Origin of the sequence: Streptomyces ossamyceticus (genome assembly GCF_001418475.1) — a bacterium.
GTDB classification, from domain to species: Bacteria; Actinomycetota; Actinomycetes; order Streptomycetales; family Streptomycetaceae; genus Streptomyces; species Streptomyces ossamyceticus.
Window position 1 is genome coordinate 1 of sequence record NZ_LIQX01000086.1, and the last position, 26,529, is coordinate 26,529.

Consider the following 26,529-nt stretch of genomic DNA (forward strand, 5'->3'; position numbering starts at 1 on the left):
GGTCGCCGCCCAGTCGGCGGCGTCCGTCTGCTCGAAACCACCGCCGCGTGAGCCGCCGACGCAGGCCACGACGCCATCAAGGGTGCCGAAACGTTTCGCCGAGGCGGTGACGAAGTCCTCCAGCCTGCCCGGCTCGGTCACGTCCAGGTCCTCGGTGAGGAGACGGGCCCGCTCCTCGCCCGGCAGGGACGCGTCCAGCGCCGCCAGGCCCGCCTTCCCCCGCGCGCAGGTCGCCACCTGGGCGCCCTCGGCCAGCAACAGCCGTACGATGCCCTCCCCCAGGCCGCGGCTGCCGCCGGTGACCACGACCCGCTTGTCCCGCATGCCGGGCCACCCGGCACGGACGGAGCGCTCCGCGTGGCGCGGTCCCTCGTCGACGTTCCCCATGGTGGCGAAGATATACAGCCCGCGTCACTACCCGCCCGCAACTGCACAACCCCTCCACCACCTGGTGTTTCGTGTGTCCGGTGCTGTTGTCTTCGACAACAGCACCGGCGGTCCGCCAGCGGCCGCCCCGAGCTTCGAGGAGGACCCCGATGACGGCCGTCCGTGTCCGCGCATCCCGCCGACGGACCCCTGCCGCGCCGGCACGCGACCCCGGCTGGAGCGTCCGTGACGTCCCGTCCGGCGGGGCGCCCGCAGGGGCGGACGCGGTGATGCTGCCTTGATCTCGCTCAAGAGGTCCCGGCTCGTCCGTCTCGCGGTGCCCGCGCGCCCGTCGTGCGCCGCCGGGGTGCGGCGTACGGTGGCCGCGCATCTCGCACGCTGGGAGCTGTCCTCGATCGCCGACGACGCCGTGCTCGCCACGGACGAACTGTTCGCGAACGCGGTCCGGCACGCGAGCGCCGGACCCGCCGACACCATCGCCGTCACCCTCGAATGCTCCGATCGCGCGTTACGGGCGACGCTCGCCGACCCCTCGCCCGCACAGCCCCGGCCCAGACCGGTGGACGCCGCCGCCGAGTCGGGGCGCGGGCTCGCCATCGTCGCCGCGCTGGCCGACGACTGGGGCACCGATCCGCCGGACGCGGACGACGTGGGCAAGCGCGTGTGGTTCTCGCTCGCCGTACGGGAGCCGACGTGAGAGACGCCCCGGCCAGGAAAGGCACCCCTCTCATCGCCGTCCCCCCGCCACAGGTCCTGGCCGCCGAATTGGTCCGCAGGGCGGAGGACGAGCGGCGACTGGCTCACGAGGCCCGGACCGCCCCGACCGTCCGGGCCCGCACCCGTATCACCGAGTGCCGGGCCGGGAACGCGGACGCCCTCCACGCGATCGTCGCCCGCCACGGCTGGCCCACCGCCGCCCTCGTCGGCGAGCCGGCCTCGACGGCCGCCCTGATGATCCTGCTGCACTCCCCCGACCTGGGCTTCCAGCTCACCTGCCGTGATCTGATCGCCGAGGCCGTCGCGGACGGCCGCTCCCCCGCCGTGCACCACGCCTACATCGCCGACCACTGCGCGGTCGAGCTGAGCCAACCGCAGTTCTACGGCACCCGCATCGATCCCGGCACGCTGTTCCCGTACCCGATCCGCCACCCCGAGACGGTCGACGAACGCCGCCACGACGTGGGGCTCGGCCCACTGGCGGACCATCTGCGGGCGGTGCGGCTGGGGGCGAGCGGGGCGGTGTAGCGGTGTGGCGGTCGCCGAGGAACTGCGTAGGGCGGACGGTCAGCGGTCCTCGGCGATTGGCGCGTATTTCGGTCATACCCCTTGTCCGTCCGCGTGCCTACCAGGCGTTCACGTCACGCTCGCGCTCGCGGGCAGGGTGAGGGCCGAGTGGGCGGGGCGGGCGGGTCGCCCGTCCCCGGAGGGTTCCATGGCGAGTGCGCGCAGCATGTCGTTGCGCCGTGCCAAGGACTCGGCGGTGGTTGGGAAGAGCGTGGCGTCGCCCTTGCCTACCTGGTTCTGGTTGACGGTCACGAACTCTCGGGTGGTCTGTTCGTAGGCGGCGTAGCTCGTGGCGTGGTCGTGTCGGCCGGACAGGGAAGCGGCGAGCATGTACGCGCCGACGAGCGCGAGGCTGGTGCCCTGCCCGGTGAGGAAGGACGGCGCGTACGCGGCGTCGCCCACCAGCGCGACCCTGCCGCCGGACCAACTGGGCATGCGGATCTGGCCGACCCCGTCGAAGTACAGGTCGTCCACGGCACGCAGGGCGGTGAGGATGTCCGGCACTCGCCATCCGGCGTCGGCGAACACCTCGGTGACCAGGTCCCGTTGGGCCCGCGGCTCCCGGAACAGGTCGAACGGCGGTTCCGGGCGGGCGAAGGCCAACAGGGCGTGCATCTCGCCGGTGTCGCCCGCGGCGTAGAGCGCGGCCGCCCTGCCCGGGGTGTTCCACAGCACGGTCTCGTGGGCGAGCCCGAAGGTGTCGCGCAGGGTGAACCCGGCGAAGCAGTAGCCGAGGTAGTGGTGGAACCGTTCCTCGGGGCCGAACAGGAGCGCTCGGGTACGGGAGTGCAGACCGTCCGCGCCGAACACCAAGTCGAACGTACGCCCGCTGCCGCGGTGGAAGGTGACGTCGACCCCGTCGCCGGTCTCGTCCAGGGTGTCGATGGAGTCGTCGTACAGGAGCTCCACGTCGTCCCTGACCGCCGTGTGGAGCACGGCGGTCAGGTCGCCGCGCGGCACCTCGAGATCCCCCGCGACTCCGCCGGTGATCGTGTGCGGGTCGAGCGAGGCCACCTCGCGGCCGTCCCCGTCGAGGAAGATCAGCCGGCGCAGGTCGACGTGTGCGTCCCGCAGCCGCGGCAGGACTCCCATTCTCCGGACGACTTCGACGGCGGTGCCGCGTACGTCGACGGGGTAGCCGCCGCGACGCGGTGTGGCCGCCTTCTCGACCACGGTGACGCGTAAGCCCTGGCGGTTCAGCCAGTACGCGAGGGTGAGCCCGGCGACGCCGGCCCCGGAGACGAGGACGTGGCGGGGCGGTGTGGGGCTGGGGTTCCGCAACCGATCGGTGGGGGGCATCACTTGACTCCTTCGTTCATGGTGCGGGTGAGCAGGAGGGCCAGCGCCGTCACGGCGCCCGCGACGACGAAGCCGGTGGCGAAGGCCGATTCGGCGGGGATGTCCGACCCGGCAGGGGTCCCGGCCGTGAGGAGCGCGCCGCTGAGCTGTACACCGACGGCGAACCCGACCACCCGGGTCACCAGGACCAGACCGGTGGCGATGCCGGTGTCGCCGTGTTCGACGGACGTGGCGGTGCCGGTCACCAGCGCCGTGACGCACAGGCCGTTGGCCAGCGCGATCAACGCCTTGCCGAGGACGAGGTGCCAGATCTCGGTGTGCACGGCCGCCAGGGCGATCAGGGCGGCGGCCATCAGGACGATCCCGGTGGTGACCACGGGGCGTGTGCCGAAGCGCCGCGTCCCGATCCCGCCGAGCGGCCCGGCGAGGGACGCGGCCAGGGCGCCGGGCAGCAGGAAGAACCCGATCTCGGTGGCGTCGGCCCCGAAGCCGTACGCGTCTGCGGGCACCGCGAACAGCTGCGGGACCAGGTAGACCGCGGCCGACGTACCGACGCAGATCACGAACGTCAGCACGCACGACTTCCACACCTCGGGCCGTGCCAGCATGCGCAGATCGACCATCGGTGTGACCGCACGACGCTCGACGGCCGTCCATCCGGTCGCGAAGGCGGCCAGCACCACGACGAGGGCGCCGACCATGAGGGGTCGGGAGCCGATGTCGGGTGCCGTCGCAAGGACGAGCATGAGCGTGACCAGAGTCCCGCTGAGGAGTACCAGGCCGGGCCAGTCGATGGCGACGCCGTCCGAACGGCCCGGCGGATCCTGCGGCATGAGCCCGTTCACCAGGACGGTGGCGCCGATGACCGCGATCGTCGGCAGCGCGAACATCCAGTGGCGCGACAGTCCTTCCGCGACGGGACCGGCCGACAGCGTTCCCGCCATCCCGCCCGCGACGAACAGTCCGCTGACCGTCCCGATGGCCAGCTTCGACTCGCCCGCGGGGAGATAGTCGCGCACCAGGATGAACGACAGGGGCAGCGCGCCCACCATCGCGCCTTGCAGCACCTGACCGAGCAGCAGCACCGGCAGGTTGGGCGCGACGGCCGACACCAGGCCGCCGACGGACACCACCGCCATCAGCCGGATCAGGACCCGTTTACCGCCGTAGCGGTCACCTAACGTGCCGGCGACGGGGGTGACGAGCGCGCCGGTGATCAGCAGCATGATGCTGAGCAACGCCCCTTCGGCGGGGCTCATCCCCAGTTCGCGTTGCAGGAGCGGGAGCGTCGGCGTCACCACCGACTCCAGGGCACCGGTGGCGACCGCCAGCGCGCCGAGGGCACCCACAGCGGCCCTCCCGATACGCACAGGGGGAGCAAGTGTCGCGGTCATGAACGTCCTTTCCGTCAAAGCCGGGCGGGCGGGAACGGTCGTATGTGCGCAGCCCACAACTACACTACACCGTGCAGTGTAGGACGGTTAGGATGTGGCCATGCCGACCACGAAGACCCTGCGTGAGGGGTCCACGCCCAAGCGGGCGGCCATCCTCACGGCCGCCCGGGAACTGTTCCTCTCCGACGGCTTCGACCGGTCCAGCGTCGACGCCGTCGCCGCCCGGGCCGGGGTCTCCAAGCGGACGGTGTACGACTACTTCGGAGACAAGCGGACCCTGCTGCAGGCAGTCGTCGACGCCGTCGGCCAGTCGCTGATCACCACGATCCGGAGCACCCTCGACGAGACCCTCACCGACCGCACCGGCGACGCCGACCTCGAGGACGCCCTCGTCGCGTTCTCGATGCGCATCGCGACCGACATGCTCGGCTCGGCGGAGTACGCGACGCTGCAACGCCTGGTCCGGGCGGAGTCCGGCCATCTGCCGCGACCGGGCTACAACTCCATGGCCGACACTCCCGACGAAGCGCTCGCCGAGCGGTTCGCCGCCTTCCGTACGGCCGGGCTGCTCGACGTCCCCGATCCCCGCCTCGCGGCCGCTCAGTTCATCGCGCTGACCTTCGGTGTCGCGCTGGACCGGCTCGGTTCCGCGAACGCCGCGCGGGACGACCGCGTCCGGCCCCTGCTGGTGGAGGGGGTGCGGACGTTCCTGCGGGCCTACCGTCCCAGGTAGGCGGAGGCCGACGCGGGAGGGCGGCCGCGGCCTGCGGCGCCACCACACTCCCCCGGTCGCATCCCCGCCGAATTCCCTTCGCGCGTCCGCGCGGCAGGCGTTATGGTGCGCCGATGCCCTCCTCGATCAAGAAGTTCCAAGTCACCTTCGACTGCGCCGATCCCGAGCGCCTCGCCCGCTTCTGGTGCGAGGTGCTGGGGTACGTCGTACCGCCGCCGCCGGAGGGTTTCGCAACATGGGACGCCTACGATCACTCGCTTCCGCCCGAGCGACAGGGCCAGGGGTTCGCGTGCGGCGATCCCACGGGTGTGGGCCCCCGCCTGTACTTCCAGCGCGTCCCCGAGGGCAAGGTCGTCAAGAACCGGGTGCATCTGGACGTGCGGATCGGCACCGGGCTCGTGGGCGACGAACGCCTGGCCGCCCTCGAGGCCGAGTGCACGCGGCTCGTCGCGCTCGGCGCGGTCCGCGAGCGGCTGCTGCGGGCCGACGGCGTCTACGAGTCGTGCATTGTCATGCGGGACATCGAGGGCAACGAGTTCTGCCTCGACTAGGGGGTGTTCTCAGGCCGGTGTTCTGTCAGGGTGGCCGTACGGGGTAGTCGCGGACGACGATCCAGATGGTGGTGTCCCGGCGGACGTTCTTCGTAGCCACCCTCGTCGAGCACGGCCAGTGACACGAACCGACGAGACGGGATCTTCCTCGTGTGCCGTCCGGGCGGAGGTCTCCCTCTCGCCGTCGCCGGGCTGAGGCGCGGGGCCGGGACGCCGGAATCCGGGGCCGCCCTTCAGACGTAGCAGTGTGCGCGTCAGCTGCTGGAAGCGGACGTCGACTGCGTCACGGACGGCTGCTGCTCGGTGGTGGGCGGCCCCGGCCGACTCTCGGTACACGGCGAGCTCCTCATGCGCATGTTCGGCGGGCTCCGGCAGCTCGCCGACCTCTTCCACCGGATGGTCGACGACCTCCTCGCCCACACGGCCCGCGATCGGCGCACTTATGCGCGGCACAAGCCGAATCCGAATGATCCTGTGTGGCGATCACCGACGGCGAACTCCGATCCCTGACGGAGGGCAACATGTGCAAAGGTCTCCCACCCGCTCTTCCACTCCCACCCGGCGGAGGCGATGCCAAGGGCGCCAGTGTCGCTGGCGACACGGCCTGTAGGTGCCGGCCATCAGTGGATCCGGCCCGGGAGAAGCCGGCGCACCGTCCATGTCCGCCCGGAGCCGGGGCGGCCCTGCGGTGACCACTCCTTCCGGCGGACGATTCCCGCGCCCGCAGAGTGAGGCCTCGCCGCAACCTCCGTCGCATGCGCTTCTCGCCTCGGTCGCCGCTGAATTCCGGGCCGACGCTCACGACCAGCCCGGGGTCCTCGCAGCGCTGAGCGGCCCTGGACTCGACTGGTCCGGAGCCGCGGGCGTGGCCGATCTCGCGAATGGTCGGCCGCTCCGGCCCACGGCGGCCGTAAGAGTAGCCTCGATCACGAAGACCTTCACCGCTGCGGCGGTCCTGCGGCTGGTCGAGTCGAAGCGGCTGGGCCTGGACGACCCGATCGTCCCGCTGACGTCCGGGGCAATCCTCGACGCTCTCGGCGAGGGTGGCTATCGGATCGAGGAGATGACGGTTCGTCATCTCCTCCAACACACCGCCGGGCTCTACGACTTCGGCGCCGATCCCGACTACGACCGCGAGGCCTTCGCCCGCCCGACACATCGCTGGACCCGCCTGGAACAGATCAGCTGGGCGATGCTCCACGGCAAGCCGGTGGCCCCTCCGGGTACGCAGTACCACTACAGCGACACGGGATACAGCATCCTCGGCAACATCCTGGAACGTGTGACCGGCGATTCGCTCGGCACCGCCTACCGCACGTTGCTCGACTTCGAACGGCTCGGTCTGGAGTCGGTGCACCTGGAATCCCTGGAGCCCACGCCGCCCGCCGCAGCCGAAAGAGCGCACCAGTACGTGTGGAACGCCGATCTGCTCGCGGTCGATCCGTCCTGCGATCTGTGGGGCGCCGGCGGGCTGGTCTCCACCATGCGCGACCTGGCGTGCTTCGTCCGCGCCCTGTTCGGCGGAAAGGTCTTCCAGTACCCCGAGACTCTGGCCGCCATGCTCCGGACCGTGCAGGCCCGAGGCGCGGAGGCCGGCGGCATGGGGATCTTCAGGATGCCTCTCGGGCCGGGTGTCTGGTGGGGTCACGCCGGATTCTGGGGCGTGGTGATGGCGTACAACCCCGAGTACGACCTGGCGGTGGCCACCACCGTCACCCGGCGCCCGGAAGAACATCCCGAGGAGCAGTACGAACTCGGGCGGCGACTGGTGAGCGCGGTCTGTGACCGGGCTCGATCGGCCGAATGAATTCCCCGAGCCCTTCGTTTCCGGAGGAATGAATTACCCGCTCCCGTCACCGAGCGGACAACGAACAAACGGAATACCTCACCGACGAACCCCGACAGGCGGTATTCGATGCCACGCCGCTCCCGTGCGATTCGCACGCCGGAATCGCTTTACGAACAGAACCTCATCACCGAGGAGAAACTTCCCGAAATCCGTAGCGTCGCCAAGCGTTATGCGGTGAGCATCACCCCGGCCATACGGGAACGGATGGAAACGCCTGACGATCCGGTCGCACGACAGTTCGTCCCCACCGCGGACGAACTCGTCACCCTGCCCGAGGAACGCGCCGATCCGATCGGCGACGCCCCGTTCACCCCGGTGAAGGGCATCACCCATCGCTACCCGGACCGGCTGCTGCTCAAGCCGATGCACCTGTGCCCCGTCTACTGCCGGTTCTGCTTCCGCCGCGAGGTGGTGGGTCCTGGCGAGGGCATGTTGTCCGCCGACGAGATGGCACGGGCGTTGGAATACATCCGCTCGCAACCGGACGTGTGGGAGGTCATTCTCACCGGAGGCGACCCTCTGATGATCTCGCCCGCCAGGCTGGAGCCGATCATGACGGCGCTCGACGCGATCGAGCACGTCAAGGTCATCCGGTTCCACACCCGCATACCGGTGGTCGACCCCGACCGGGTGACCGACGCTCTGATCGAGGCGCTGGGCACCGAGACGCCCGTATGGGTGGTGGTCCACACCAACCATGTCCAGGAGCTGGGGGATGCCGCCCGCGCCGCACTCCGACGGCTCAGCTCGGCAGGTATACCGCTGCTGAGCCAGACCGTGCTGCTCAAGGGTGTCAACGACACTCCGACGGCACTGGAAGACCTGTTCCGGACGCTCGTCGCCAATCGAGTCAAACCGTACTACCTGCACCATGGCGACCTGGCCCCGGGCACCCACCACTTCAGGACGAGCATCCAGCACGGACAGGAGCTGATGGGGCGGCTGCGCGGGCGACTGTCCGGCACGTGCCAGCCCACCTATGTCCTGGACATACCGGGTGGGCACGGAAAGGTTCCCGTCGGGCCGTCGTACCTGGAAGACCATGGAAATCACACGTACCGGGTGCGTGATCCGTGGGGCTGCCACCACGACTATCCGCCTGGACCGGTACCCGACGCCGAACCCGCGCAGTTCACGCTATAGCGAGACGCAGTCTTTTCAGGATCTCATCGAGAAGGCACCTCGGTCTGCCAAATGACGACACCTGACGGCAGATCCCCGAACGAAGAGGCGGACATCATGACTGAACTGACAGAGATTTGGGACCTCTCCGACACGGAGGTGTTCACCAGATACGGCGATGTCTTCGTCCCTCGCCGTCACGAGCAGATGACAGCCGTGTGCGACCTCCTCTCCGGTATCCCCATCCCTCATGTGCTCGACCTCTGCTGCGGAGAGGGACGGCTCTCCGAGGAGTACCTCCGCCGCAACCCCGAGGGCCGGGTCACTCTGCTCGACGGCTCGCGGGAGATGCTGGACCGGGCCGTGGAGCGCCTGGCGCCCTTCGGCGGCCGGCATGCCGTGCGGGAGGCGGACATTGAGGACCACGCCTGGCGGCAGGGCGCCACGTACGGCGCGGTGGTCACATCTCTGGCGGTCCACCACCTCGACGGCGCGGGCAAGCGCACGCTGTACAAGGACATCCACGCGATGCTCGCCCCGGGCGGTGCGTTCGTGATGGCCGACCTGGTCGAACCCACCGGCGCGGCCGCCCGCGCACTGGCGGGCGACCACTGGGAGCAGGCCGTGCGGGAGGGCTCCCTGGAGCAGTTCGGCGGGGACGAGGCGGCGATCGCGTTCGAGAAGTCGGAGTGGAACTACTACCGGCTCCCCGGACCGGACCCGCTCGACAAACCGTCCTCGGTCGCCGAGCACCTGGACTGGCTGCGCGAGGCGGGCTTCGTGGAGGTGGACGTGGTGTGGATGTACGCGGGACACACCGTGTTCACGGCACGACGGAAGGCGAACTGACATGGCCGAGCGGCCCAGCCGGACGATCCTGGCCAACATCGTCAGCGACATCATGGCCGAGCACCCCACGGACGCCTACCGGCGGGCCATGGCAGCGGTGACCCCCCGAAAGCTGTGGCAGGCCGAGCCGGGCGACTGCGTGGTCATGCTCGCCCCGTGCACCCCCGCGTTCCGGGAGTACGTGGAGAGCGTCACCGGACTGGACACCTCGCAGGTCGACATCGTGGCCCCAGAGGAGGTGCGTGGCGTCCACGCCCTGGATGTAGTACGCGACCTCGGGGCGGAGCACCTCCTCGCCTCCCGCCCGGAGCTGCAGCCCTTCGTCCCGGACCGCCCGGTCCTGGAGTTCGGCCGGCGGACGGGTGTCCGGGTGCTGCCGTACACGAAGCTCCCCGGCGGCGGCATGCTCGACGCACTCCGACTGATCAACACCAAGCGCGGATTCCGTGAGACCGCCGCCGGCCTCGGACTGCCCGTGGCCGAGGGGGGCTATGCCGAGTCACAGGCCGAACTGGTCTCGTCCATCAAGGAATTCCTGACCACCCGGCCCGCCGCGATCATCAAGAACAACCGGTCGTCCAACGGGTTCGGCAACGTGGTGATCCGGTCCGGCGGGCCGAAGACGCCGGAGGAGCAACTCGCCGAAGCCCTCACAGGACAGGCGGAACGCGACGGCGGCTGGGTGTACGAGGAGTTTCTGCCTTTCACCGCGACTCCCAGTATCGAGATGAACATCGACGACGCCGGGCCGACGTACTTCTACAGCTGCGACCAGCGAACTGTGAACAACGCGTGGACGGGGATGGTGACTCCGGCAGAGGAAGGCCCCTTCCACAAGGAGCTGATGCGGGCCGCGGAGGCCATCGGCGGCTGGCTGCACAGCCATGGTTACCGTGGGATCTTCGACGTGGACTGCGGTGTCCACGAGGGTGGCTACGTCGTCACCGAGGCCAACGTCCGACGCACAGGCGGCACCTATTTGGAGGAGCTCGCCCGGCGGATGCGGCCGGGGGACTCCCCGGTGCACTGGCGCGCGGACGTCCGGCTGAGCACGGGGAGTCTGGACTTCGCGAGCGCGGTGGCTCGGCTCGCCTCCGCCGGGCTCGCCGACTCGTCCTCGGCCGCACGCGTGCTGCTGACCGCCGACACGCGGGCCGTGGACGGCAAGTGGCGCTATCTGGTGGTCGGCCGCGATGCGCAATCCGTGGCGGAGGTGGAGAGGCAAGCGGAAATCATCCTGGGAATCGGCTGACGCCGCCACGGTCCGTGTGCGATCTGCGGCAGTAACGGTCTCCGCTCCACGGGACCGCTCGATCAAGATCATTCCGTGCGGGATGGGCCGGAGTGGCGTCCAGGCGGGCGGAGTCGGTCTCGGCAACTGGCGCTCCGGCACCGCCCCCGCCGTTCATGTGCCCGCCGGCGACACGGCCCGGCGGATCTCCCGATCTCCGGCAGCCTCCTCGCGACGACGCCCGTGGCGGGTCATGGCAGGGGCAACCACTACGACTGCTGACCACACCTAGAAGCGTCCGCACCGAGCCCGAGGGAAATCTCCGGAAAGGCCCCGATGAGTTCCGAATCCTGGCTGATCACCGCAACCCCACCCACGCCCAACGGCGACCTGCATCTGGGCCACTTGTCCGGGCCGTACCTCGCGGCCGATGTGATGGCCAGGCAGTTGCGCGCCGAAGGCGCCGATGTTCTGACGATGACCGGGATCGACGACAACCAGAGTTACACCGAGGCCCTCGCGGTCCGCGAGGGCGGCACCGCCGCCACCACCGCGAGATGGTTCGGCGACCGCATCGTCCGCGCCTGGGAGCGCGCGGGCCTGCGGTACGACGTCATCGGTCGGCCGGACCGCGACCCGCCGCACCGCGAGTTCACCACGCGGATGTTCCGACAGCTGTACGACCAGGGCGACATCGTGGCCCGGGTCCGGCCGCTGCCGTACTGCAAGCCATGTGAGCGCTGGGCGTTCGAGGCGTACGTCGCCGGTGCTTGTCCGCACTGCAAGGCACGGTCCTGCGGCAATGCCTGCGAGATGTGTGGCCGACCCAACGACTGCGCGGACCTGGTCGACCCCGTCTGCACGATCTGTGGCGCCGACTGCGAACTCAGGGACTGCGAACGGTTGTACCTACCCCTGGAGCGGCACGCGGAAGCGCTGCGCGAGTTCTGGGACGCGACGGGGATGAACGGTCACCTCACGGCCCTGTGCCACACCATGGCCCTGGAGGGACTCCCCGAGATAGCCGTGTCTCATCCCGCGACCTGGGGCCTGCCGGTGCCGGTCGACGGGTTTGACGACCACCGGGTGTACGTGTGGTTCGAGATGGCGGCAGGCTACCTGGCGGCCGGAGCGGACGGTGAGCCGAGGGGCGTCTGGGGCGGGCGCCGACGGGTGGTGCAGTGTTTCGGGTACGACAACGGGTACTTCCACGCGCTGCTCTTCCCGGCCGTCATGCGTGCCTTCGACCCCGACGTGCAGCTCCCCACGGACTTCGTCTCCAATGAGTTCTACCGGCTCGACGGTCTCAAGTTCTCCACCAGCCGCAAGCACGCCGTCTGGCTGCTCGACATGTTGTCCAGCGTGCCCGCCGACCACCTCCGGCTCCAGCTGAGCTGGGACCGTCCCGCCGTCGAGGAGACGGACTTCACCTGGGAGAGCTTCCGGACGCGCGTGTACGACGGAGCACTCACGCGGTGGCACGGCTGGCTGGCCGCCCTGACCCGGCGCTGCGAAGCCGCGGACGCCTGCCAGCTGCCCCCCGGTTCTTCGGCCCCTCCCGGCCCGACCACCACCGCCGAACGGCTGCGGAAGCATACCGACGACACGCTGCGAGCTGTCGCGCACGCGTACCGGCCGGAGTCGTTCGCGCCGGACGACGCGCTCGACCGGCTCGACCGGTTGGCGCGTGACGCCGCCGCCGCAGGGGCGGATCTGGAGCGGCTGGCTGGTCTACCGGGGGGCCCGCACGCGGCATTCGTCGAAGGAGTGCGTGCCGAGCTGGCCGCCGCGGCAGCCTTCGCTGCCGGCCTGTACCCGGTGGCTCCCACCATGGCCCAGCAGTTGTGGACCGCCCTCGGATGCCCGGGATCGGTCGAGAAGAACGGCCTGGCGTGGAGGCACCACGACCGGACCGGAACCAAGGTCGGCGACCTCGCCGACGCCTGCTCGCTCTTCCTGCCCCACGGCCGGACGCGGTGAAACCGAACTCAGCGAAAGAAGAGGCCATGGAACGGTTCGATTTCATCGGGGTCGGAGCCGGCCCCTCCAACCTGAGTCTCGCGGCACTCGCACAGCCGGTCACGGACCTCAGCGCGGTCTTCCTGGATGCCAAACCGCGTTTCCAGTGGCATCCGGGGATCATGCTGCCCGGCGCCGAGCTCCAAGTGTCCTTCATGAAGGACCTCGTCACGCTGGTCGACCCGACGAGTCGGTACTCGTTCCTCAACTTCCTCGTCGAGCAGGGACGGGTGTACCGCTCGTTGGTCGCCAACGGCACATCCGTGTCCCGGCGGGAGTTCGAGCAGTACTACCACTGGGTCGCTGAGCAGTTGCCCTCCGTCCGCTGGAGGCGACGCGTGAGGTCGGTGGAGCTGGGAGAAGGCGCTCTCGAGGTGCGGTCCGACGACGGCGAGAGCCTGAAGACCCGGGCCCTGGTCCTCGGCACGGGCAAGGAGCCGGTCGTGCCGCACTTCGTGGCGTCCCTGCGTGGCCCTCGGCTCCTGCACAGCAGCGAACTGCTGACCGTCCGTCCGAACGTCGCGGGACAGCGGGTGATGGTGGTGGGCGCCGGACAGAGCGGTGCCGAGGTCGTCAACCACCTGCTGTCGGAAGACCGGCAACTGCCGTCGGAACTGGTCTGGGTATCGAGCCGGGAGGGCTTCCAGCCGATCGACGACTCGCCGTTCACCAATGAGTGGTTCACGCCCCCGTATGTGGACCACTTCCACGGCCTGCCCGAGGAACGGCGCCAGACCCTGCTGCCCCGGCAGCGCCTCGCCAGCGACGGCGTCTCCGAGTCCCTGCTACGGAACATCTACCGGAAGCTGTACCTGCTGGACACGGTCGGCGACGGCCGCCTGCGCCACCATCTGGTGCCCTGCCGCCGTGTGATCGACGTGCGCCGACTGGCGGGGGCCCTGGTCGTCACCCTGCACGACGAGGATCGAGGCGCCACTCAGCGCTGTGTGGTGGACACAGTGATCTTCTGCACCGGTTACCGCAGCGTTCTCCCTGACTTCCTGGAGCCGCTGCGCGACCGTCTGACGGACACGGACGGCAGGCTACAGGTGGGTGAGGACTACTCGCTGAACTGGGACGGACCGGCCGGACTGCGCATCTACGTGCAGAACTTCGCCGAGAACTCCCATGGCATCGCCGATCCGAACCTCAGCCTCGCGGCCTGGCGCAGTGCGCGGGTGCTCAACTCCATCGCGGCGCGTGAGATCTACCGCGTCGACCAGGCCCGGGCCACGACCGACTGGGCCTGGGAGCCCACCTCCCCGACTCCCGACCCGACCCCCATGGCGACTCTTGTGGAGCAGCGATGAGCAGAACGATCAGGGTTGCGTACAGCAAGCCCTTGCGGGCGCCCTCCGGACTGGCGGTGGAGGAGGTGCCCGCGACTCCCGGCACCAGGGCGGCCGGCTGGCCGTTCCGGACCGCGCGTTTCACCGTGCCGGCCGGAGTCACCGGTGAGCCGGATCAGCACGAGGTGGCCGAGCTGTGGATGGTGCGGGCCGGTGAAGGAGTCGTTCGGTCGGGCGACGACATCGTCGAACTCCGGGTCGGGGACTCCGTGTTCTTCCCGCCGTGGACTCCGCATCAGGCGACAGCGGGCCCTCACGGACCGCTCGAGGTGTTCAGTCTCTGGTGGCGGCAGGAGGAGCGATGAGCGCGGACCTGGCCGTCGTCGGGGGCGGAATCGTCGGTTCCTTCGTCGCGCACCGGGCAGCGGCGCTGCGCCCTCACTGGCGCACCGTCGTCCTGGAGCGTGACGTTCCGGCACGAGGAGCCACCGCGTGGTCGGCCGGTGCGGACTTTCCCCTGGCCGCCACAGCGGAGCACAGATCCCTCGTGGAGGAGAGCCGCCGCCTGTACGACGAGTTGCAGGACACTCCCCCCGGGCTGTTCGTACGTCCGGTCCGGATGGTGTATGTGGTCGCGAGTTCCCGACTCCACGACCTGCGTGCGCGTACCGTCGCGGATCTGACCCCCACCGGAGCACAAGAGGCGGATCGGATTCGCCGCATGCTGCCCGGCCTGCGGTTCAAGACCGACGAATGCGCGGTGACTCATCGGGGTCGAGGGGCGGTGGTGGCCGCCCGCGGACTGACCGAGGCCCTGTTGACAGGTGGCGTCCGCAAGGGGTGCACTGCCCTGCAGATCGGGCAGCGTGTCGAGTCGGTGGAGCGGGTCGCGAACGGCTATCGACTGACCGCGGGCGCGAACCAGTGGCAGGCCCGCCGTGTGGTGATCGCGGTCGGACCGTGGGAGTTGCCCCGGCCACTCGCCCCCGGCCTCGAAGCCGCGGTGCCCGAGGCTCGCCGCAAGCGAGTGGCGGCGCTGCACGCGCAGCTGCCGGTTCGGGCCGACGACCCTCTGGTGTACTTCGTCGACGACGACCTGTTCGTGCTGCCGCTCTGCGAAGGGCAGGCGTTGGTGAGTTTCCGCCGGAACGTCTGGGACGAAGATCCGGACACACTGGACGGACAGGCGGATGCCGCCGATCTCGAGGAGGGAGTTCGGGCGCTCGCCGCGCGCAGCAGCCGAGCGGCGGCTGCCGTCGTCGGTGGACGGGCCTTCCAGGACCTGTATACGCCTGGACGGCTGCCACTGGTCCACACAGTGCCGGACATGCCGGGATTGTCTGCCGTCGTTGGCGGTTCCGGCTCCGGGGTCCGCCTGGCGCCCGCCCTGGCGGCTCGGGCACTGGACAGCGTGCTGGACTCTGCCGCCTGACCGGCCGTGCACAAGCGTCGGCGGGGTTGCGCGGACCGCCGGCGCCTGGAGCCCAGCCGGGCGCCGGTGGCCCGGAGCCCCGCCGATAATCACTCGCGGCACGGCCCAAGATCACCTTAGGTTGGCCCGATGTCCGAACTGCGAACCGACCGACTCCTGTTGCGCGCGTGGCGGGAGTCCGATCTCGCCCCCTGGGCGGCCATGAACGCCGATCCCGAGGTACGCGCGTACTTTCCGGAGCTGCTCACGACCGAGCAGAGCGACGCGTCCGTCGCCCGGTTCCAGGCCGATCTCGACCGGCGGGGCTGGGGATGGTGGGCCGTTGAGGTGCGGGCCACCGGGGAGTTCATCGGGTTCTGCGGGCTGGATCCGGTGGAGGACGACATGCCGTTCACCGGTGTGGAGGCGGGCTGGCGCCTCACGCGCACGGCGTGGGGGCACGGCTATGCCACGGAAGCGGCCCGTGCCGTTCTGGACTTCGGCTTCCGGCGTCTCGCCCTCGACGAGATCCTCGCGGTGACAGTGGCCACCAACCTCCGCTCGCAGGCGGTGATGCGCCGCATCGGCATGACCCATGACCCGGCCGACGACTTCGACGACCCGAGCGTGCCGGACGGCCCGCTGCGCCACGGTGTGGTCTACCGGATCGGGCGGACAGCGTGACCGTCGGGCAGCCGACGGGACTTCGCCACCCTCCGCCGATCAGCCGGTAGACCGGTCAGTCGATCAGCCGGCCGCCCAGCCCGTGTAGAAGAGGCCGAGGCCGACGATCACGCAGATGCCCTGGATGGTCCAGAAGCGCACGACGACCAGGACCTCGGACCAGCCCTTGAGTTCGAAGTGGTGTTGCAGCGGCGCCATCCGGAAGACCCGTCGGCCGGTCAGCTTGAACGAACCGACCTGGATGATCACGGACAGGGTGATCAGGACGAAGAGTCCGCCGAGCACCACGAGCAGCAGCTCGGTGCGGGAGCAGATGGCGAGGCCCGCGAGCGCGCCGCCGAGGGCGAGCGACCCGGTGTCGCCCATGAAGATCTTGGCCGGTGAGGTGTTCCACCACAGGAACCCGAAGCAGGCGCCCATCAGCGCCGCGGCGACGACGGCCAGGTCGAGCGGATCGCGGACCTCTATGCAGGAGGCGGGGTCCGTGAGTTCCATGGCGTTGGCGCAGGAGTTCTGGAACTGCCACAGGCCGATGAAGGTGTAGCCGCCGAAGACCATGACGGACGCGCCGGTCGCCAGTCCGTCCAGTCCGTCGGTGAGGTTCACGCCGTTCGACATGGCGAGGATCATGAACAGTGCCCAGACGACGAACAGGACCGGCCCGATGGTCCAGCCGAAGTCCGTGACGAAGGACAGCTTGAGCGAGGCGGGCGTCTGGCCCCGCTCGTCCGCGAACCGGATGGCCAGCACGGCGAAGACGATGCCGACGATCAGCTGGCCGGCCATCTTCGCCCCGGCCCGCAGCCCCAGCGAACGCCGCTTGACGATCTTGATGTAGTCGTCGAGGAAGCCGACGACGCCCATGCCCGCCATCAGGAACAGCACCAGGACACCGGGGTAGGTGGGGCTCTCTCCGGTGAGGATCTTGGTCAGGGCGTAGGCGACCATGGTGGCCAGGATGAAGGCGATGCCGCCCATGGTGGGGGTGCCGCGCTTGCTGGCGTGCTCGCGGGGGCCGTCGTCGCGGATGTACTGGCCGTATCCCTTGCGGGCCAGCAGCTTGATCAGCAGGGGTGTGCCGATGAGCGTCAGGAACAGGCCTATGGCCCCGGCATACAGGATCTGGTTCATGGGTCGGCGGTCTCCCCCTCGGCCTCACTCTGGTTCGGCGACCGCCTCGTCGGACTCGCGGGCTGTCACGGACGACACCCTATGCCGACGTTCGATCTTCGCCCGACGGCGGGTAGTTGACCACCGGGGCCGGGCCCCGCAGGCCATCACCACGGGCTGTGCCACGGGCGGTGCCACGGGCTGTGCCGAGGGTCGGCGACCGCGGACCGGGTCGGCCGACCGATCGGTGTGACCCTCCGTCAGTCGGCGCGACCGCCGCGGCGCGCGTGATCCACCGTCAGCGCACCGCTGAATCGGCTTGGGACGCCGGTCGTGGAGCTGAGAGACTTCACGCCATGGCCTCGCTCACTCCCGCACGCGCCCTGCTGATGCTGACCACCGGGCTGACCTGTCTGCTGATGGCGGGCGGCGCCCTCATCGGCGCGCTGCTCGGCGGTGGCCTCGTCGCGCTGGGCGCGGCGGTGTGCGCGGGCCTCGTGGGCATGGTGGGGTCGCTCATCGTGCGGCGGCGGGCGATGGCGCACTTCGTCGTGGCGCAGCGGCAGGCGGGGCAGCGGGGGTACGCGGAGGGGATCGCGCACGGGGTCCTCATCCATGTGACCGCGTACGAGGCCGCCGTCTTCCCCCGTACCGGCCCGTTCGGGGTCACCGCCGAGGAGCGTGAGGCCCGGCGCACGATCGCCTACCGGATGGCCGCTCTGGACGAGGTGCCGCAGCGGGTGCGGCTGGCCGCGGCGGACGCCCTCGCCCTGCTGGACAAGACCGACCGGGAGGGCGCCGAGGAGGCGCTGACCCGGCTCGCCACGACCGTGCGCCAGGAGTACACCCGCCCCTGACCCGCCCTCCGGGGGCATCCGCACGCCGGTCCCCGACATCCACGCACCGTCAGCGCCATCCGCGCACCGGTCCCCGGCCGGTCCGGCACGCGGATGCCCGCACCCTGTGTCTCGTCCGGGGGCGGGTGGGCTCAGTGGCCGCTGATCGCGCGGGGGGTGTAGGGCCGCTCCAGCTCCTCGATCTCCTTCTCGGTGAGGGTGATGTCGAGGGCGGCCACCGCGTCGTCGAGATGGTGGGGCTTGGTCGCGCCGACGATGGGGGCGGTGACGGTGGGCCGGCCCAGCAGCCAGGCGAGGGCGACGCGGGCGCGGGGGACGCCGCGCTCGCCGGCGATCCGGGTGACCGCGTCGACGATCTCACGGTCGCCCTCCTGGTAGAGGGTCCTGCCGAAGTTGTCGGCCTCCGTGCGTTCGGTGACGGTGCCCCAGTCGCGGGTGAGACGGCCGCGGGCGAGCGGGCTCCACGGCAGCGTGGCCACGCTCTGGTCCTCGCACAGCGGCAGCATCTCCCGCTCCTCCTCGCGGTAGAGGAGGTTGTAGTGGTTCTGCATGGACACGAACCGCGTCCAGCCGTGCGTGCGGGCCGTGTACTGCATCTTCGAGAACTGCCACGCGTACATCGAACTCGCCCCGATGTAGCGGGCCTTACCCGCCTTCACCACGTCGTGCAGGGCCTCCATCGTCTCCTCGACCGGGGTGTTCGGGTCGAAGCGGTGGATCTGGTAGAGGTCCACGTAGTCGGTGCCGAGGCGGCGCAGACTGTTGTCGATCTCCGTCATGATCGCCTTGCGGGACAGGCCCCAGGCGTTGGGGCCCTGGTGCATGGCGCCGTTGACCTTGGTGGCGATCACGATCTCGTCGCGCCGCGTGAACTCGGCGAGGGCGCGGCCGACGATCTCCTCGCTGGTGCCGTCGGAGTAGACGTTCGCCGTGTCGAAGAAGTTGAGCCCGGCGTCCAGGGCCCGACGGATCAGCGGGCGGGACGCCTCCTCGTCCAGCGTCCACTCGTGCGTGCCTCGCCCGGGGAGCCCGAAACTCATGCATCCCACGCAGATCCGGGACACGTCCAGACCCGTCGAACCGAGCTTCACGTACTCCATCGTCAGTACTCCTGCCTGTGGGGTGTGCGCCTGATGGGCAGCGTACGCAGGATCAGGGGTGTTCCTCCCCTGATATCCGGTAGCGCCGCAGGGCCGGGGTGACCGTCGCGAGGAGCAGTACGGCGGCGACGACGAGCAGGCCGCCGCCCGCCACGGCCGTACGGGCGCCGAAGGCCGAACCGGCGGTGCCGTGCAGGACGTCGGCGAGGCGAGGGCCGCCGGCCACGACCACGGTGAAGACGCCCTGCATGCGGCCGCGCATCTCGTCGGTGGCGGCGGACAGCAGGATCGCGCCGCGGAACACCATGGACACCATGTCCGCGACACCGGCGGCGACGAGGAACGCCGCGGCGACCCAGAGGCTCGTGCTCAGCCCGAACCCGGTGATGGCCGCGCCCCAGGCCAGGACGGCGAGGACGACCATCAGACCGTGCCGGGACGAACGGGAGAAGGTGCCGGACGTCAGCCCGCCGAGGACGGCCCCGATCGGGATGGCGGCGAACAGCAGACCGAGGGCCAGACCTTCCCCGTAGGGGGCGTACGTGGTGTCGGCGAGTTGCGGGAACAGGGCGCGGGGCATGCCGAGGACCATCGCGATGATGTCGGCGAGGAACGACAGCAACAGCACCTTGTGCAGGGCGATGTAGCGGAAACCGGCGACGACCTCCCGCCAGCCGGCACGCCGCGTGGTGGAGGAGTCCGAGGGCGGCAGTGCGGGCAGCTTGTGGACCGCCCACAGGGTGACGCACAGGGCGAGGGCGTCGATCAGGTACAGCTCGGCCAGGCCGATCACCGGGATGAGGGCGCCGGCGAGCAACGGGCCGGCCACCAGGCCGAGTTGCATCACGGTCGAGCCGAGGGCGGCCGCTGCGGCCAGTTCACCGGCGGGAACGAGACGGGCGATGGAGGCGTTGCGGGCGGGTGAGTTGAGGCCGAAGAACGCCTGCTGGACGGCGAGGAGCACCATCAGCACCCACACCGACGCGAGGCCGGTGACGGCCTGGACCCAGAACAGCACCGACGTGACGGCGATCCCGGTGTTGGTGACCAGGAGCAGGGTGCGGCGGTCCACGCTGTCGGCGACGGCGCCGCCCCACAGCGCGAAGATCACCATGGGGAGGAGTCCGGCGAGGCTCGCGTAGCCCACCCAGGCCGAGGAGCCGGTGATGTCGTAGATCTGCTTGGGCACGGCGACGGCGGTCAGCTGGCTGCCGACCGCCGTGACGACGGTGGAGGACCACAGACGCCGGTAGGCGGGGCGGCGCAGCGGGCGGGTGTCCATCGCGAAGCGGCGCCAGCCGCCGCGGGGCGCCGCCCCGGAGTCGCCCTCCGGGGCGGTGTCGTCGCCGGTGCTCTTGGTGGTGTCCACGCGCATCCCGTTGCTCGATACATCTTTCGATACCGGGCACTACTATCGCGGAGATCACCACAGCCGTGACAGCCGGTTCCGCCGATGTCTCACATGCTGTCGGCGCGGCCGCCACGCCCGCCGGTCCCGCTGCCGCTGGGCGCCTCTCCCCCGCTCATGCCCCGACGATCAGCATGCCGCCGAGGACGAGCATGGTGACGGCGACCAGGCCGTCCAGGGCGCGCCATGCCGCGGGGCGGGAGAGGTGGCGGCTGAGCAGTCGGGCTCCGAACCCGAGGGCGGCGAACCAGCACAGGCTCGCCAGGGCCGCGCCGATGCCGAAGGTCCAGCGCAGGGGGCCGCGGTCGGCGGCGATGGAGCCGACCAGGAAGACGGTGTCGAGGTAGACGTGCGGGTTCAGCCAGGTCAGCGCCAGACAGGTGAGGACGGCCCGGCGTACCGAGCCGGCCGTTCCGCTGTCGGCCCGCAACGCCTCCCCGGCGGGCCTGAGCGCGCGCCGTGCGGCGAGGATGCCGTACACGACGAGGAAGCCGCCGCCGACGAGGGCGACCACGGTGAGGACGGCGGGCCAGGCGACGACCACGGCGCCGACCCCGGCGACGCCGAGCGCGATCAGCACCGCGTCGGACAGGGCACAGATCGCCACGACCGGGAGCACCGCGTCCCGGTGCAGTCCTTGGCGCAGGACGAAGGCGTTCTGGGCGCCGATGGCGACGATGAGGGAGAGTCCGGTGCCGAATCCGGCGCTGAGGGCGGAGATTTCGCTGATCACAGGGTCGACGCTAGGAAACCCGGAGCCATTCGTACAGCTAAGGATTCTTACGTACCATTAGCCCTCGTGATGTACTCATGATGTCCCAGCTTCCACTCGATCTCGTCCGGACCCTGCTGACCGTGGTGGACGAGGGCACGTTCGACGCCGCGGCCGGCGCGCTGCATGTGACGCCGTCGGCGGTCAGCCAGCGGGTCAAGGCCCTGGAGCAGCGTGTGGGCCGGGTCCTGCTGATCCGGGAGAAGCCGGTGCGGCCCACCGAGTCGGGCGAGGTGATCGTGCGGTTCGCCCGCCAGCTGTCCCGGCTGGAGCACGACGCGCACGCCGCGCTCGGCATGACGGGCGCCGGGGAGGCGACCCGGGTGTCGATCGCGGTGAACGCGGACTCGCTGGCCACCTGGTTCCTGCCCGCCCTGACCCGGGTGCCGGAGGAGCTGCGGCCCTGTTACGAGCTGCTGCGCGAGGACGAGCAGCACACGGCCCGGCTGCTGCGCGAGGGGCTGGTGATGGCCGCGGTCACCTCGGCGCCGGACGCCGTGGCCGGCTGTTCCGTGCGGGCCCTCGGGCGGATGCGGTACCTGCCCGTCGCGGCTCCGACCTTCGCCCGGCGGTGGTTCGGCGTCGCATCGGAGGTGCCGCTGGAGCAGGTGATCGTCGACGCGCCGGTGGTGTTCTTCGACCGGCGGGACGCGTTCCAGGACGCCTTCGTACGGCGGGTGACCGGAGGCCGCCCGGCCTCGGCGCTACGGCACTACGTGCCGACGTCGGAGGGTTTCGTCGACGCGGTGGTCGGCGGGATGGGCTGGGGCATGGTGCCCGCCATCCAGGCTGAGCCGCTGCTCGCGGCGGGACACCTGGTCGGACTGGCCCCGGAGCGGGCGATGGACGCCCCTCTGTTCTGGCAGCAGTGGAAGCTGGACTCCCCGGCACTGACCGCGGTCGCCGAGGCGGTCGCCGCCGAGGCCGCCGAGGCACTGGAGGGCACCTGACGGCCACGGCGTCGAGGGGGATCACGCCCTGAACGGGCCCTCCAGTGCCGCCCATTGCAGCAACATGATGGTCTTGGCGTCGGCGATCTCCCCGCTGCGGATCATCTCCAGGGCGCGCCGGAAGGGCAGTTCGACGAGTTCGATGTCCTCGCCCTCCTCGTCCAGGCCGCCGCCCTCGTGGGTGCGGGTCGAGGGGCTGTACGGGGCGGCGAAGAAGCTGATCCGCTCGGTGACGGAGCCGGGACTCATATAGACGTCGAAGACGTGCTGGATGTCGCCGATCGTGTGCCCCGTCTCCTCGACGACCTCACGGCGCACGGCGACCTCGGGATGCTCGTCCTCCTCGTCGAGCAGACCGCCCGGTGTCTCCACGAGCATGCCGTCGGCGTGGCCGTTGACGTACACGGGATAGCGGAACTGCCGGGTGAGGAGCACGGTTTCGCGCGCGGTGTCGTAGAGCAGCACGGTGGCGCCGTTGCCCCGGTCGTGCGTCTCGCGTTCCTGGGTGCTCCAGGTGCCGTCGGCGTGCTGGAAGTCGAAGGTGGTGGTGCGCTCCACATACCAGTGGCAGGACAGCAGTTTCACGTCCCGCACCTTGACCCGCGGGTTGCCGGTGAGGTCGAGGCCCGTGCGGTCGAGTCCGGTGCGGCCCCGCCGGTCGGGGATGTCGACGCCGACGTTCTTGTTGGTCATGCCCGCTTTTACCATTCCGCTCCGGTCGGTGCCAGGCGCCCCCAATCCCCCTGCTCCGCGCGTCGCTTGGCGGAATCCGGGGCTCCGGGCCAGCATGCCGGTATGAAGAGCGATCTTTTCTCCAACGAGCACATGGTCCAGCCGGCGTACGCGCCGGGGATGAGTGTGCAGAACGCCAAGTCCATCAAGTACGCCGTCAACGGTGAGATGCTCGCGCGGCAGGGCGCGATGATCGCCTTCCGGGGGAACCTGCAGTTCGAACGCAAGGGTCAGGGCGTGGGCGGCATGCTCAAGCGCGCCGTCACCGGGGAGGGCCTGCCGCTGATGGCGGTACGGGGTCAGGGTGAGGCCTGGTTCGCGCACGAGGCGCAGAACTGCTTCATCGTCGACATCGAGCCGGGCGATGTGTTCACCGTCAACGGGCGCAACGTGCTGTGCTTCGACGCCACGCTGTCGTACGAGATCAAGACGGTGAAGGGCGCCGGCATGACCGGGGGCGGGCTGTTCAACAGCGTGTTCACCGGCCAGGGCAAGCTCGGGCTGGTCTGCGACGGCAACCCGCTCGTCATCCCGGTCTCGCCGCAGCTCCCGGTGTTCGTCGACACGGACGCGGTCGTCGGCTGGACGGCCCACCTCCACACGTCGCTGCACCGCTCCCAGTCGTTCGGCTCGATGATCCGCGGCGGCTCCGGGGAGGCCGTGCAGCTGAAGCTGGAGGGCGAGGGATTCGTGGTCGTACGGCCGAGCGAGGTGACGGCGCAGACCCAGCAGCACTGACCGAAGGCGAGGAGGGGGCCGGGCCGACAGGGCGGCGCACCCGTGATCGAACAAGCTTTCTATTGCCGGGGTAGGCTGCTGGTATGGCCATGCACCTCCAGGGCTCCCTCTTCGACCAGTCCGACGACCTTCGCCTCGGCCCTCTCGACGGCCTGAGCCGGCGCGAGCTGGGCTCCGGGGCCTGGGTCGACCTGCTGCCCGGCTGGCTCACCGGTGCCGACGCGCTGTTCACGCGGCTCGCCGAGGAGGTGCCCTGGCGGGCCGAGCGGCGGCAGATGTACGAGCAGGTCGTCGACGTCCCCCGGCTGCTCGCCTTCTACGGCGTCGACGACCCGCTGCCGCACCCCGTCCTGGAGGAGGCCCGGAACACCCTCTCCGCGCACTACGCCGAGGAACTGGGCGAGCCGTTCGCCACGGCGGGGCTGTGCTACTACCGCGACGGCCGGGACAGCGTGGCCTGGCACGGCGACCGGATCGGGCGGGGAGCCCGCGAGGACACGATGGTGGCCATCCTGTCCGTGGGCGATCCCCGCGATCTGGCCCTGCGGCCGCACGGCGGCGGGGAGACGCTGCGCTTCCCCCTGGGCCACGGCGACCTGATCGTGATGGGCGGCTCCTGTCAGCGCACCTGGGACCACGCGATCCCGAAGTCGACGCGGGCGGTGGGGCCGCGCGTCAGCGTCCAGTTCCGGCCGCGGGGCGTGCACTAGGAGTGTCTGCGCCAGAAGCGCGTCGTGCGTGCTGATGCGCCTGCGGGAGCAACTGCCATGCCGGAAGCAGGGCGGGGCCGGTACCGTCGCGCTGTCCCGGCCCCGAGATGTCGGAACGAGCCCACGTCGCGCACCGTGCCGCCGCTCTCTCCGGTGAAGGAGGGGGCGAAGACGAGGGCGACGTAGTCGCGGCGGGCGAAGAGACGGCCGCGTACGGTCAGCGGCGAGGAGACCAGTGAAAGCCGCTCAGGCAGCGCCTGAGCCGGTCCTCGGGAGCGGGTGGGTCAGTCGGGGCCGCTCCAGTCGAAGGGGAAGTGCTTGCTCGACTTGCCGGTGCGGTCCCAGGAGAAGCCGAACGCGTCCGCGCGGTCGACGGTGGCCCGCCCCCATGTGGCGACCTGTCCCGGCCCGACCTCGGCGCCCGGGGCGTTGTGGACCTGGACACGCGCGCCGTCGACGGTGGTCGGGCCGGTGAGCGCCTCGGCGGCCGCCGTGACCCGGCCGGGGATCTCCGCCCGCCAGGTGGCGAGGTCCTCGTCGATCTCGACGTGGATGGGTGCGGCGTCCATGCCGCGTATCTCGGGGTGGAACATCGCCCCGAACCGCGCCGGCCAGCCACCCGCCTCACCGCCGAAGACAGCGCCGAGAGCGCCACGCTGCTGTTCGTCGGCGCGTTCGTCCAGGAAGACCGCGGCGTACGGGGCGGTGTGCTCGCCGGCCCAGACGTTGCCCGTGAAGGAACCGAGCATCAACACGTTCAGGCCGTCGAGCCGGACGTCACCGTAGCTGCCCGCCCGGATGTGCCAGACCAGGACGCCTTCGCAGTCACCGTAGGTCGGGGGCTGGGCGAAGGTGCACGGGCAGGGGACGGCGCAGTTGCACACGTCGAACCAATCGCCGACCAGATGCCAGCGCGTCGTAGTCGTCGTCTGTTCTGTCATCTCTCTTCCCTCCTGCCGAGCCCCAGGAGCTCACTCGGAGTGGAGAGACCGCGTGTCCCGAGCCCGGTCCCGGGATCGGGAGCAGGTCTCTCTCCCAGCTTGCGCCTCCCGTCTCCGGTGCGGAACCCCGCCCAGGGGCGGGGATCACATGGTCATCGACGGCATCGCTTCCCGCAGCCCCGGCAGCAGCCAGTCCTGGAAGGGCGCGAGCACGGCCATGACCACGAACACGACGCCCACGGCGCGGGCGAGCAGTGGGCCCCGGGACCACAGCTTCTCCGCGAAGATCACCACGGCGAGTCCGGCCATCGCCGCCACGTTCATGACGCCCAACGGCACGAGGACGACCATCAGCCCGGCGCAGCAGCCGACGCAGTAGGCGCCGTGATGGAGACCCACCCGCAGGTCGCGGGACGGCCCTCGGAAGCCTGCGTAGCGCACCAGGTGGCCCATGGGGTCGCGGCAGTGCCGCAGACAGACGGACTTCAGGGGGCCCAACTGGTAGAGGCCCGCGAGCAGGAAGGCGACCGAGCCGATCCAGCGACCGGCCGTGGGGTGATCGTCCACGAGGCTGCCGGTGAGGGCCAGTGCCGCATAAGCGAGCAGGCCGAAAGCGGTCCACACCAGCAGATATCCGGCCACGAACTCAACGGTACGGGCGGTACGCGCCCAGCCGGAGTGCTCTCGGCCGATGCCCCGCACCCAGGTGATCGCCACGGGAGCCATGGAGGGCAGCATCATGGCCGCCATCATCGTGACCCACAACACCAGGAACAGGGGCAGCGCCATCCCCATCGTGCCGGGCTCGACACCCATGTCCCGGGCCTGGCCGATCGTCAGCACCCAGGCGGGGACGGCGATCAGGACCACGAGGAGCCAGGCGACCGCGAGGTCCCGCGTGGGCAGCAGGCCCCCACCCGCTCTGGTCGGGGCGACCGACCGGCCGGCTACGAGGGCGGAACTCCGGCTGTGACGCATCGGCGTGTTCTCCTGCGGCTCCTTCCAGCAGAACATTCCCCCGCCTTCCACGCGACTCGATGCGAGGGAGGTTCCGCAGGAAGGTCCCGGGCGCGCATGCCCATGACTGCCGAGCCGCGGCGGCCGACCAT

Annotated in this window: 28 protein-coding genes; 18 read left to right on the plus strand and 10 right to left on the minus strand. The window is 70.4% G+C overall.

Features of this window, described 5'->3' with window-relative positions:
* On the minus strand, nt 1-387 hold a 387-nt coding region (locus tag AOK15_RS07870), incomplete at its 3' end, for an SDR family NAD(P)-dependent oxidoreductase (protein ID WP_157870189.1).
* A 277-nt stretch (nt 388-664) separates the two neighbouring features.
* Here AOK15_RS07870 and AOK15_RS07875 point away from each other — a divergent pair.
* Together AOK15_RS07875 and AOK15_RS07880 are read left to right on the plus strand one after the other, a co-directional pair.
* A complete protein-coding gene (locus tag AOK15_RS07875; protein ID WP_055514188.1) occupies nt 665-1,084 on the plus strand; it encodes an ATP-binding protein in 420 nt (139 codons plus the stop codon).
* Nucleotides 1,081-1,632: a DUF6624 domain-containing protein gene (locus tag AOK15_RS07880; protein ID WP_107099361.1), complete on the plus strand. Its 552-nt coding sequence runs from the start codon at nt 1,081-1,083 to the stop codon at nt 1,630-1,632. The genes AOK15_RS07875 and AOK15_RS07880 overlap by 4 nt, the downstream gene beginning before the upstream one ends.
* Before the next feature lie 108 nt (nt 1,633-1,740).
* On the opposite strand, the gene AOK15_RS07885 is transcribed toward AOK15_RS07880, so the two are convergent.
* Together AOK15_RS07885 and AOK15_RS07890 are read right to left on the minus strand one after the other, a co-directional pair.
* Nucleotides 1,741-2,970, minus strand: a complete 1,230-nt coding sequence (locus AOK15_RS07885) for an FAD-dependent monooxygenase (RefSeq protein WP_055514190.1) — start codon at nt 2,968-2,970, stop codon at nt 1,741-1,743.
* A complete protein-coding gene (locus AOK15_RS07890; protein ID WP_055514192.1) occupies nt 2,970-4,364 on the minus strand; it encodes an MFS transporter in 1,395 nt (464 codons plus the stop codon). Before AOK15_RS07890 ends, AOK15_RS07885 begins: the two co-directional genes overlap by 1 nt.
* A gap of 100 nt (nt 4,365-4,464) precedes the next feature.
* Between AOK15_RS07890 and AOK15_RS07895 the strand changes: the two genes are divergently transcribed.
* The 12 genes from AOK15_RS07895 (at nt 4,465) to AOK15_RS07950 (ending at nt 16,102) form a co-directional block, all read left to right on the plus strand.
* Nucleotides 4,465-5,097 carry a TetR/AcrR family transcriptional regulator gene (locus AOK15_RS07895; RefSeq protein WP_055514194.1) on the plus strand — a complete coding sequence of 211 codons (633 nt, stop codon included), beginning with the start codon at nt 4,465-4,467 and terminating at the stop codon, nt 5,095-5,097.
* Between the two features lie 113 nt (nt 5,098-5,210).
* On the plus strand, nt 5,211-5,648 hold the full coding sequence (locus AOK15_RS07900) for a VOC family protein (RefSeq protein ID WP_055514196.1): 438 nt from the start codon (nt 5,211-5,213) through the stop codon (nt 5,646-5,648).
* A 348-nt stretch (nt 5,649-5,996) separates the two neighbouring features.
* On the plus strand, nt 5,997-6,158 hold the full coding sequence (locus tag AOK15_RS07905) for a hypothetical protein (RefSeq protein WP_157870190.1): 162 nt from the start codon (nt 5,997-5,999) through the stop codon (nt 6,156-6,158).
* A 148-nt stretch (nt 6,159-6,306) separates the two neighbouring features.
* On the plus strand, nt 6,307-7,455 hold the full coding sequence (locus AOK15_RS07910; RefSeq protein WP_079058361.1) for a serine hydrolase domain-containing protein: 1,149 nt from the start codon (nt 6,307-6,309) through the stop codon (nt 7,453-7,455).
* A 108-nt stretch (nt 7,456-7,563) separates the two neighbouring features.
* Entirely contained in the window at nt 7,564-8,640 is a 1,077-nt protein-coding gene (locus AOK15_RS07915; protein WP_055514202.1) for a lysine-2,3-aminomutase-like protein, read from the plus strand.
* Nucleotides 8,641-8,736: 96 nt separating this feature from the next.
* Nucleotides 8,737-9,468, plus strand: coding sequence for a class I SAM-dependent methyltransferase (locus AOK15_RS07920; RefSeq protein ID WP_055514261.1), 732 nt, complete (start codon nt 8,737-8,739; stop codon nt 9,466-9,468).
* A 1-nt stretch (nt 9,469) separates the two neighbouring features.
* A complete protein-coding gene (locus tag AOK15_RS07925; protein WP_055514204.1) occupies nt 9,470-10,720 on the plus strand; it encodes a preATP grasp domain-containing protein in 1,251 nt (416 codons plus the stop codon).
* Between the two features lie 315 nt (nt 10,721-11,035).
* Nucleotides 11,036-12,679 (plus strand): class I tRNA ligase family protein, encoded by a 1,644-nt coding sequence (locus tag AOK15_RS07930; protein WP_055514206.1) that lies wholly within the window; start codon nt 11,036-11,038, stop codon nt 12,677-12,679.
* 26 nt (nt 12,680-12,705) lie between these two features.
* On the plus strand, nt 12,706-14,028 hold the full coding sequence (locus tag AOK15_RS07935; protein WP_055514208.1) for a lysine N(6)-hydroxylase/L-ornithine N(5)-oxygenase family protein: 1,323 nt from the start codon (nt 12,706-12,708) through the stop codon (nt 14,026-14,028).
* Nucleotides 14,025-14,372 (plus strand): cupin domain-containing protein, encoded by a 348-nt coding sequence (locus tag AOK15_RS07940; protein WP_079058363.1) that lies wholly within the window; start codon nt 14,025-14,027, stop codon nt 14,370-14,372. Before AOK15_RS07935 ends, AOK15_RS07940 begins: the two co-directional genes overlap by 4 nt.
* Nucleotides 14,369-15,439, plus strand: a complete 1,071-nt coding sequence (locus AOK15_RS07945) for an NAD(P)/FAD-dependent oxidoreductase (protein WP_055514212.1) — start codon at nt 14,369-14,371, stop codon at nt 15,437-15,439. Before AOK15_RS07940 ends, AOK15_RS07945 begins: the two co-directional genes overlap by 4 nt.
* A 129-nt stretch (nt 15,440-15,568) precedes the next feature.
* Complete coding sequence (locus AOK15_RS07950; protein ID WP_055514213.1) at nt 15,569-16,102, plus strand: GNAT family N-acetyltransferase; 534 nt, start codon at nt 15,569-15,571, stop codon at nt 16,100-16,102.
* Nucleotides 16,103-16,165: 63 nt separating this feature from the next.
* Here AOK15_RS07950 and mraY read toward each other — a convergent pair whose 3' ends face one another.
* On the minus strand, nt 16,166-17,233 hold the full coding sequence (gene mraY, locus AOK15_RS07955) for a phospho-N-acetylmuramoyl-pentapeptide-transferase (RefSeq protein ID WP_055514215.1): 1,068 nt from the start codon (nt 17,231-17,233) through the stop codon (nt 16,166-16,168).
* A gap of 335 nt (nt 17,234-17,568) precedes the next feature.
* On the opposite strand from mraY, the gene AOK15_RS07960 reads away from it, so the two are divergent.
* Entirely contained in the window at nt 17,569-18,069 is a 501-nt protein-coding gene (locus AOK15_RS07960; protein ID WP_055514217.1) for a hypothetical protein, read from the plus strand.
* A 131-nt stretch (nt 18,070-18,200) separates the two neighbouring features.
* Here AOK15_RS07960 and AOK15_RS07965 read toward each other — a convergent pair whose 3' ends face one another.
* The 3 genes from AOK15_RS07965 to AOK15_RS07975 all read right to left on the minus strand — a co-directional run bounded on the left by AOK15_RS07965 (nt 18,201) and on the right by AOK15_RS07975 (nt 21,310).
* On the minus strand, nt 18,201-19,169 hold the full coding sequence (locus AOK15_RS07965) for an aldo/keto reductase (RefSeq protein ID WP_055514219.1): 969 nt from the start codon (nt 19,167-19,169) through the stop codon (nt 18,201-18,203).
* A 52-nt stretch (nt 19,170-19,221) separates the two neighbouring features.
* The gene (locus AOK15_RS07970) at nt 19,222-20,538 is read right to left on the minus strand and encodes an MFS transporter (protein WP_055514263.1); all 1,317 of its coding nucleotides are present in this window, start codon (nt 20,536-20,538) and stop codon (nt 19,222-19,224) included.
* Nucleotides 20,539-20,692: 154 nt separating this feature from the next.
* Nucleotides 20,693-21,310: a LysE/ArgO family amino acid transporter gene (locus tag AOK15_RS07975; protein WP_055514221.1), complete on the minus strand. Its 618-nt coding sequence runs from the start codon at nt 21,308-21,310 to the stop codon at nt 20,693-20,695.
* 77 nt (nt 21,311-21,387) lie between these two features.
* Here AOK15_RS07975 and AOK15_RS07980 point away from each other — a divergent pair, with 77 nt between their 5' ends.
* Nucleotides 21,388-22,299: a LysR family transcriptional regulator ArgP gene (locus AOK15_RS07980; RefSeq protein ID WP_055514223.1), complete on the plus strand. Its 912-nt coding sequence runs from the start codon at nt 21,388-21,390 to the stop codon at nt 22,297-22,299.
* Nucleotides 22,300-22,320: 21 nt separating this feature from the next.
* Here the strand turns inward: AOK15_RS07980 and AOK15_RS07985 are convergent, their stop codons facing one another.
* The gene (locus AOK15_RS07985) at nt 22,321-22,992 is read right to left on the minus strand and encodes an NUDIX domain-containing protein (protein ID WP_055514225.1); all 672 of its coding nucleotides are present in this window, start codon (nt 22,990-22,992) and stop codon (nt 22,321-22,323) included.
* 102 nt (nt 22,993-23,094) lie between these two features.
* On the opposite strand from AOK15_RS07985, the gene AOK15_RS07990 reads away from it, so the two are divergent.
* Nucleotides 23,095-23,769: an AIM24 family protein gene (locus tag AOK15_RS07990; protein WP_055514228.1), complete on the plus strand. Its 675-nt coding sequence runs from the start codon at nt 23,095-23,097 to the stop codon at nt 23,767-23,769.
* Nucleotides 23,770-23,852: 83 nt separating this feature from the next.
* Nucleotides 23,853-24,479, plus strand: coding sequence for an alpha-ketoglutarate-dependent dioxygenase AlkB (locus tag AOK15_RS07995; protein WP_055514230.1), 627 nt, complete (start codon nt 23,853-23,855; stop codon nt 24,477-24,479).
* Nucleotides 24,480-24,763: 284 nt separating this feature from the next.
* Here AOK15_RS07995 and AOK15_RS08000 read toward each other — a convergent pair whose 3' ends face one another.
* Nucleotides 24,764-25,420 carry a DUF1326 domain-containing protein gene (locus AOK15_RS08000; protein WP_055514232.1) on the minus strand — a complete coding sequence of 219 codons (657 nt, stop codon included), beginning with the start codon at nt 25,418-25,420 and terminating at the stop codon, nt 24,764-24,766.
* Between the two features lie 144 nt (nt 25,421-25,564).
* Nucleotides 25,565-26,434 (minus strand): DUF2182 domain-containing protein, encoded by an 870-nt coding sequence (locus AOK15_RS08005; protein WP_107099363.1) that lies wholly within the window; start codon nt 26,432-26,434, stop codon nt 25,565-25,567.
* Between the last annotated feature and the right edge of the window lie 95 nt (nt 26,435-26,529).

What these genes read in the sequence shown, in the direction of transcription:
- AOK15_RS07885 (WP_055514190.1), bottom strand. Translation starts at nt 2,970, where the DNA reads ATGCCCCCCACCGATCGGTTGCGGAACCCCAGCCCCACACCGCCCCGC.
- AOK15_RS07890 (WP_055514192.1), bottom strand. Translation starts at nt 4,364, where the DNA reads ATGACCGCGACACTTGCTCCCCCTGTGCGTATCGGGAGGGCCGCTGTG.
- AOK15_RS07895 (WP_055514194.1), top strand. Translation starts at nt 4,465, where the DNA reads ATGCCGACCACGAAGACCCTGCGTGAGGGGTCCACGCCCAAGCGGGCG.
- AOK15_RS07900 (WP_055514196.1), top strand. Translation starts at nt 5,211, where the DNA reads ATGCCCTCCTCGATCAAGAAGTTCCAAGTCACCTTCGACTGCGCCGAT.
- AOK15_RS07905 (WP_157870190.1), top strand. Translation starts at nt 5,997, where the DNA reads ATGCGCATGTTCGGCGGGCTCCGGCAGCTCGCCGACCTCTTCCACCGG.
- AOK15_RS07910 (WP_079058361.1), top strand. Translation starts at nt 6,307, where the DNA reads ATGTCCGCCCGGAGCCGGGGCGGCCCTGCGGTGACCACTCCTTCCGGC.
- AOK15_RS07915 (WP_055514202.1), top strand. Translation starts at nt 7,564, where the DNA reads ATGCCACGCCGCTCCCGTGCGATTCGCACGCCGGAATCGCTTTACGAA.
- AOK15_RS07920 (WP_055514261.1), top strand. Translation starts at nt 8,737, where the DNA reads ATGACTGAACTGACAGAGATTTGGGACCTCTCCGACACGGAGGTGTTC.
- AOK15_RS07925 (WP_055514204.1), top strand. Translation starts at nt 9,470, where the DNA reads ATGGCCGAGCGGCCCAGCCGGACGATCCTGGCCAACATCGTCAGCGAC.
- AOK15_RS07930 (WP_055514206.1), top strand. Translation starts at nt 11,036, where the DNA reads ATGAGTTCCGAATCCTGGCTGATCACCGCAACCCCACCCACGCCCAAC.
- AOK15_RS07935 (WP_055514208.1), top strand. Translation starts at nt 12,706, where the DNA reads ATGGAACGGTTCGATTTCATCGGGGTCGGAGCCGGCCCCTCCAACCTG.
- AOK15_RS07940 (WP_079058363.1), top strand. Translation starts at nt 14,025, where the DNA reads ATGAGCAGAACGATCAGGGTTGCGTACAGCAAGCCCTTGCGGGCGCCC.
- AOK15_RS07945 (WP_055514212.1), top strand. Translation starts at nt 14,369, where the DNA reads ATGAGCGCGGACCTGGCCGTCGTCGGGGGCGGAATCGTCGGTTCCTTC.
- AOK15_RS07950 (WP_055514213.1), top strand. Translation starts at nt 15,569, where the DNA reads ATGTCCGAACTGCGAACCGACCGACTCCTGTTGCGCGCGTGGCGGGAG.
- mraY (WP_055514215.1), bottom strand. Translation starts at nt 17,233, where the DNA reads ATGAACCAGATCCTGTATGCCGGGGCCATAGGCCTGTTCCTGACGCTC.
- AOK15_RS07960 (WP_055514217.1), top strand. Translation starts at nt 17,569, where the DNA reads ATGGCCTCGCTCACTCCCGCACGCGCCCTGCTGATGCTGACCACCGGG.
- AOK15_RS07965 (WP_055514219.1), bottom strand. Translation starts at nt 19,169, where the DNA reads ATGGAGTACGTGAAGCTCGGTTCGACGGGTCTGGACGTGTCCCGGATC.
- AOK15_RS07980 (WP_055514223.1), top strand. Translation starts at nt 21,388, where the DNA reads ATGATGTCCCAGCTTCCACTCGATCTCGTCCGGACCCTGCTGACCGTG.
- AOK15_RS07985 (WP_055514225.1), bottom strand. Translation starts at nt 22,992, where the DNA reads ATGACCAACAAGAACGTCGGCGTCGACATCCCCGACCGGCGGGGCCGC.
- AOK15_RS07990 (WP_055514228.1), top strand. Translation starts at nt 23,095, where the DNA reads ATGAAGAGCGATCTTTTCTCCAACGAGCACATGGTCCAGCCGGCGTAC.
- AOK15_RS07995 (WP_055514230.1), top strand. Translation starts at nt 23,853, where the DNA reads ATGGCCATGCACCTCCAGGGCTCCCTCTTCGACCAGTCCGACGACCTT.
- AOK15_RS08000 (WP_055514232.1), bottom strand. Translation starts at nt 25,420, where the DNA reads ATGACAGAACAGACGACGACTACGACGCGCTGGCATCTGGTCGGCGAT.
- AOK15_RS08005 (WP_107099363.1), bottom strand. Translation starts at nt 26,434, where the DNA reads ATGTTCTGCTGGAAGGAGCCGCAGGAGAACACGCCGATGCGTCACAGC.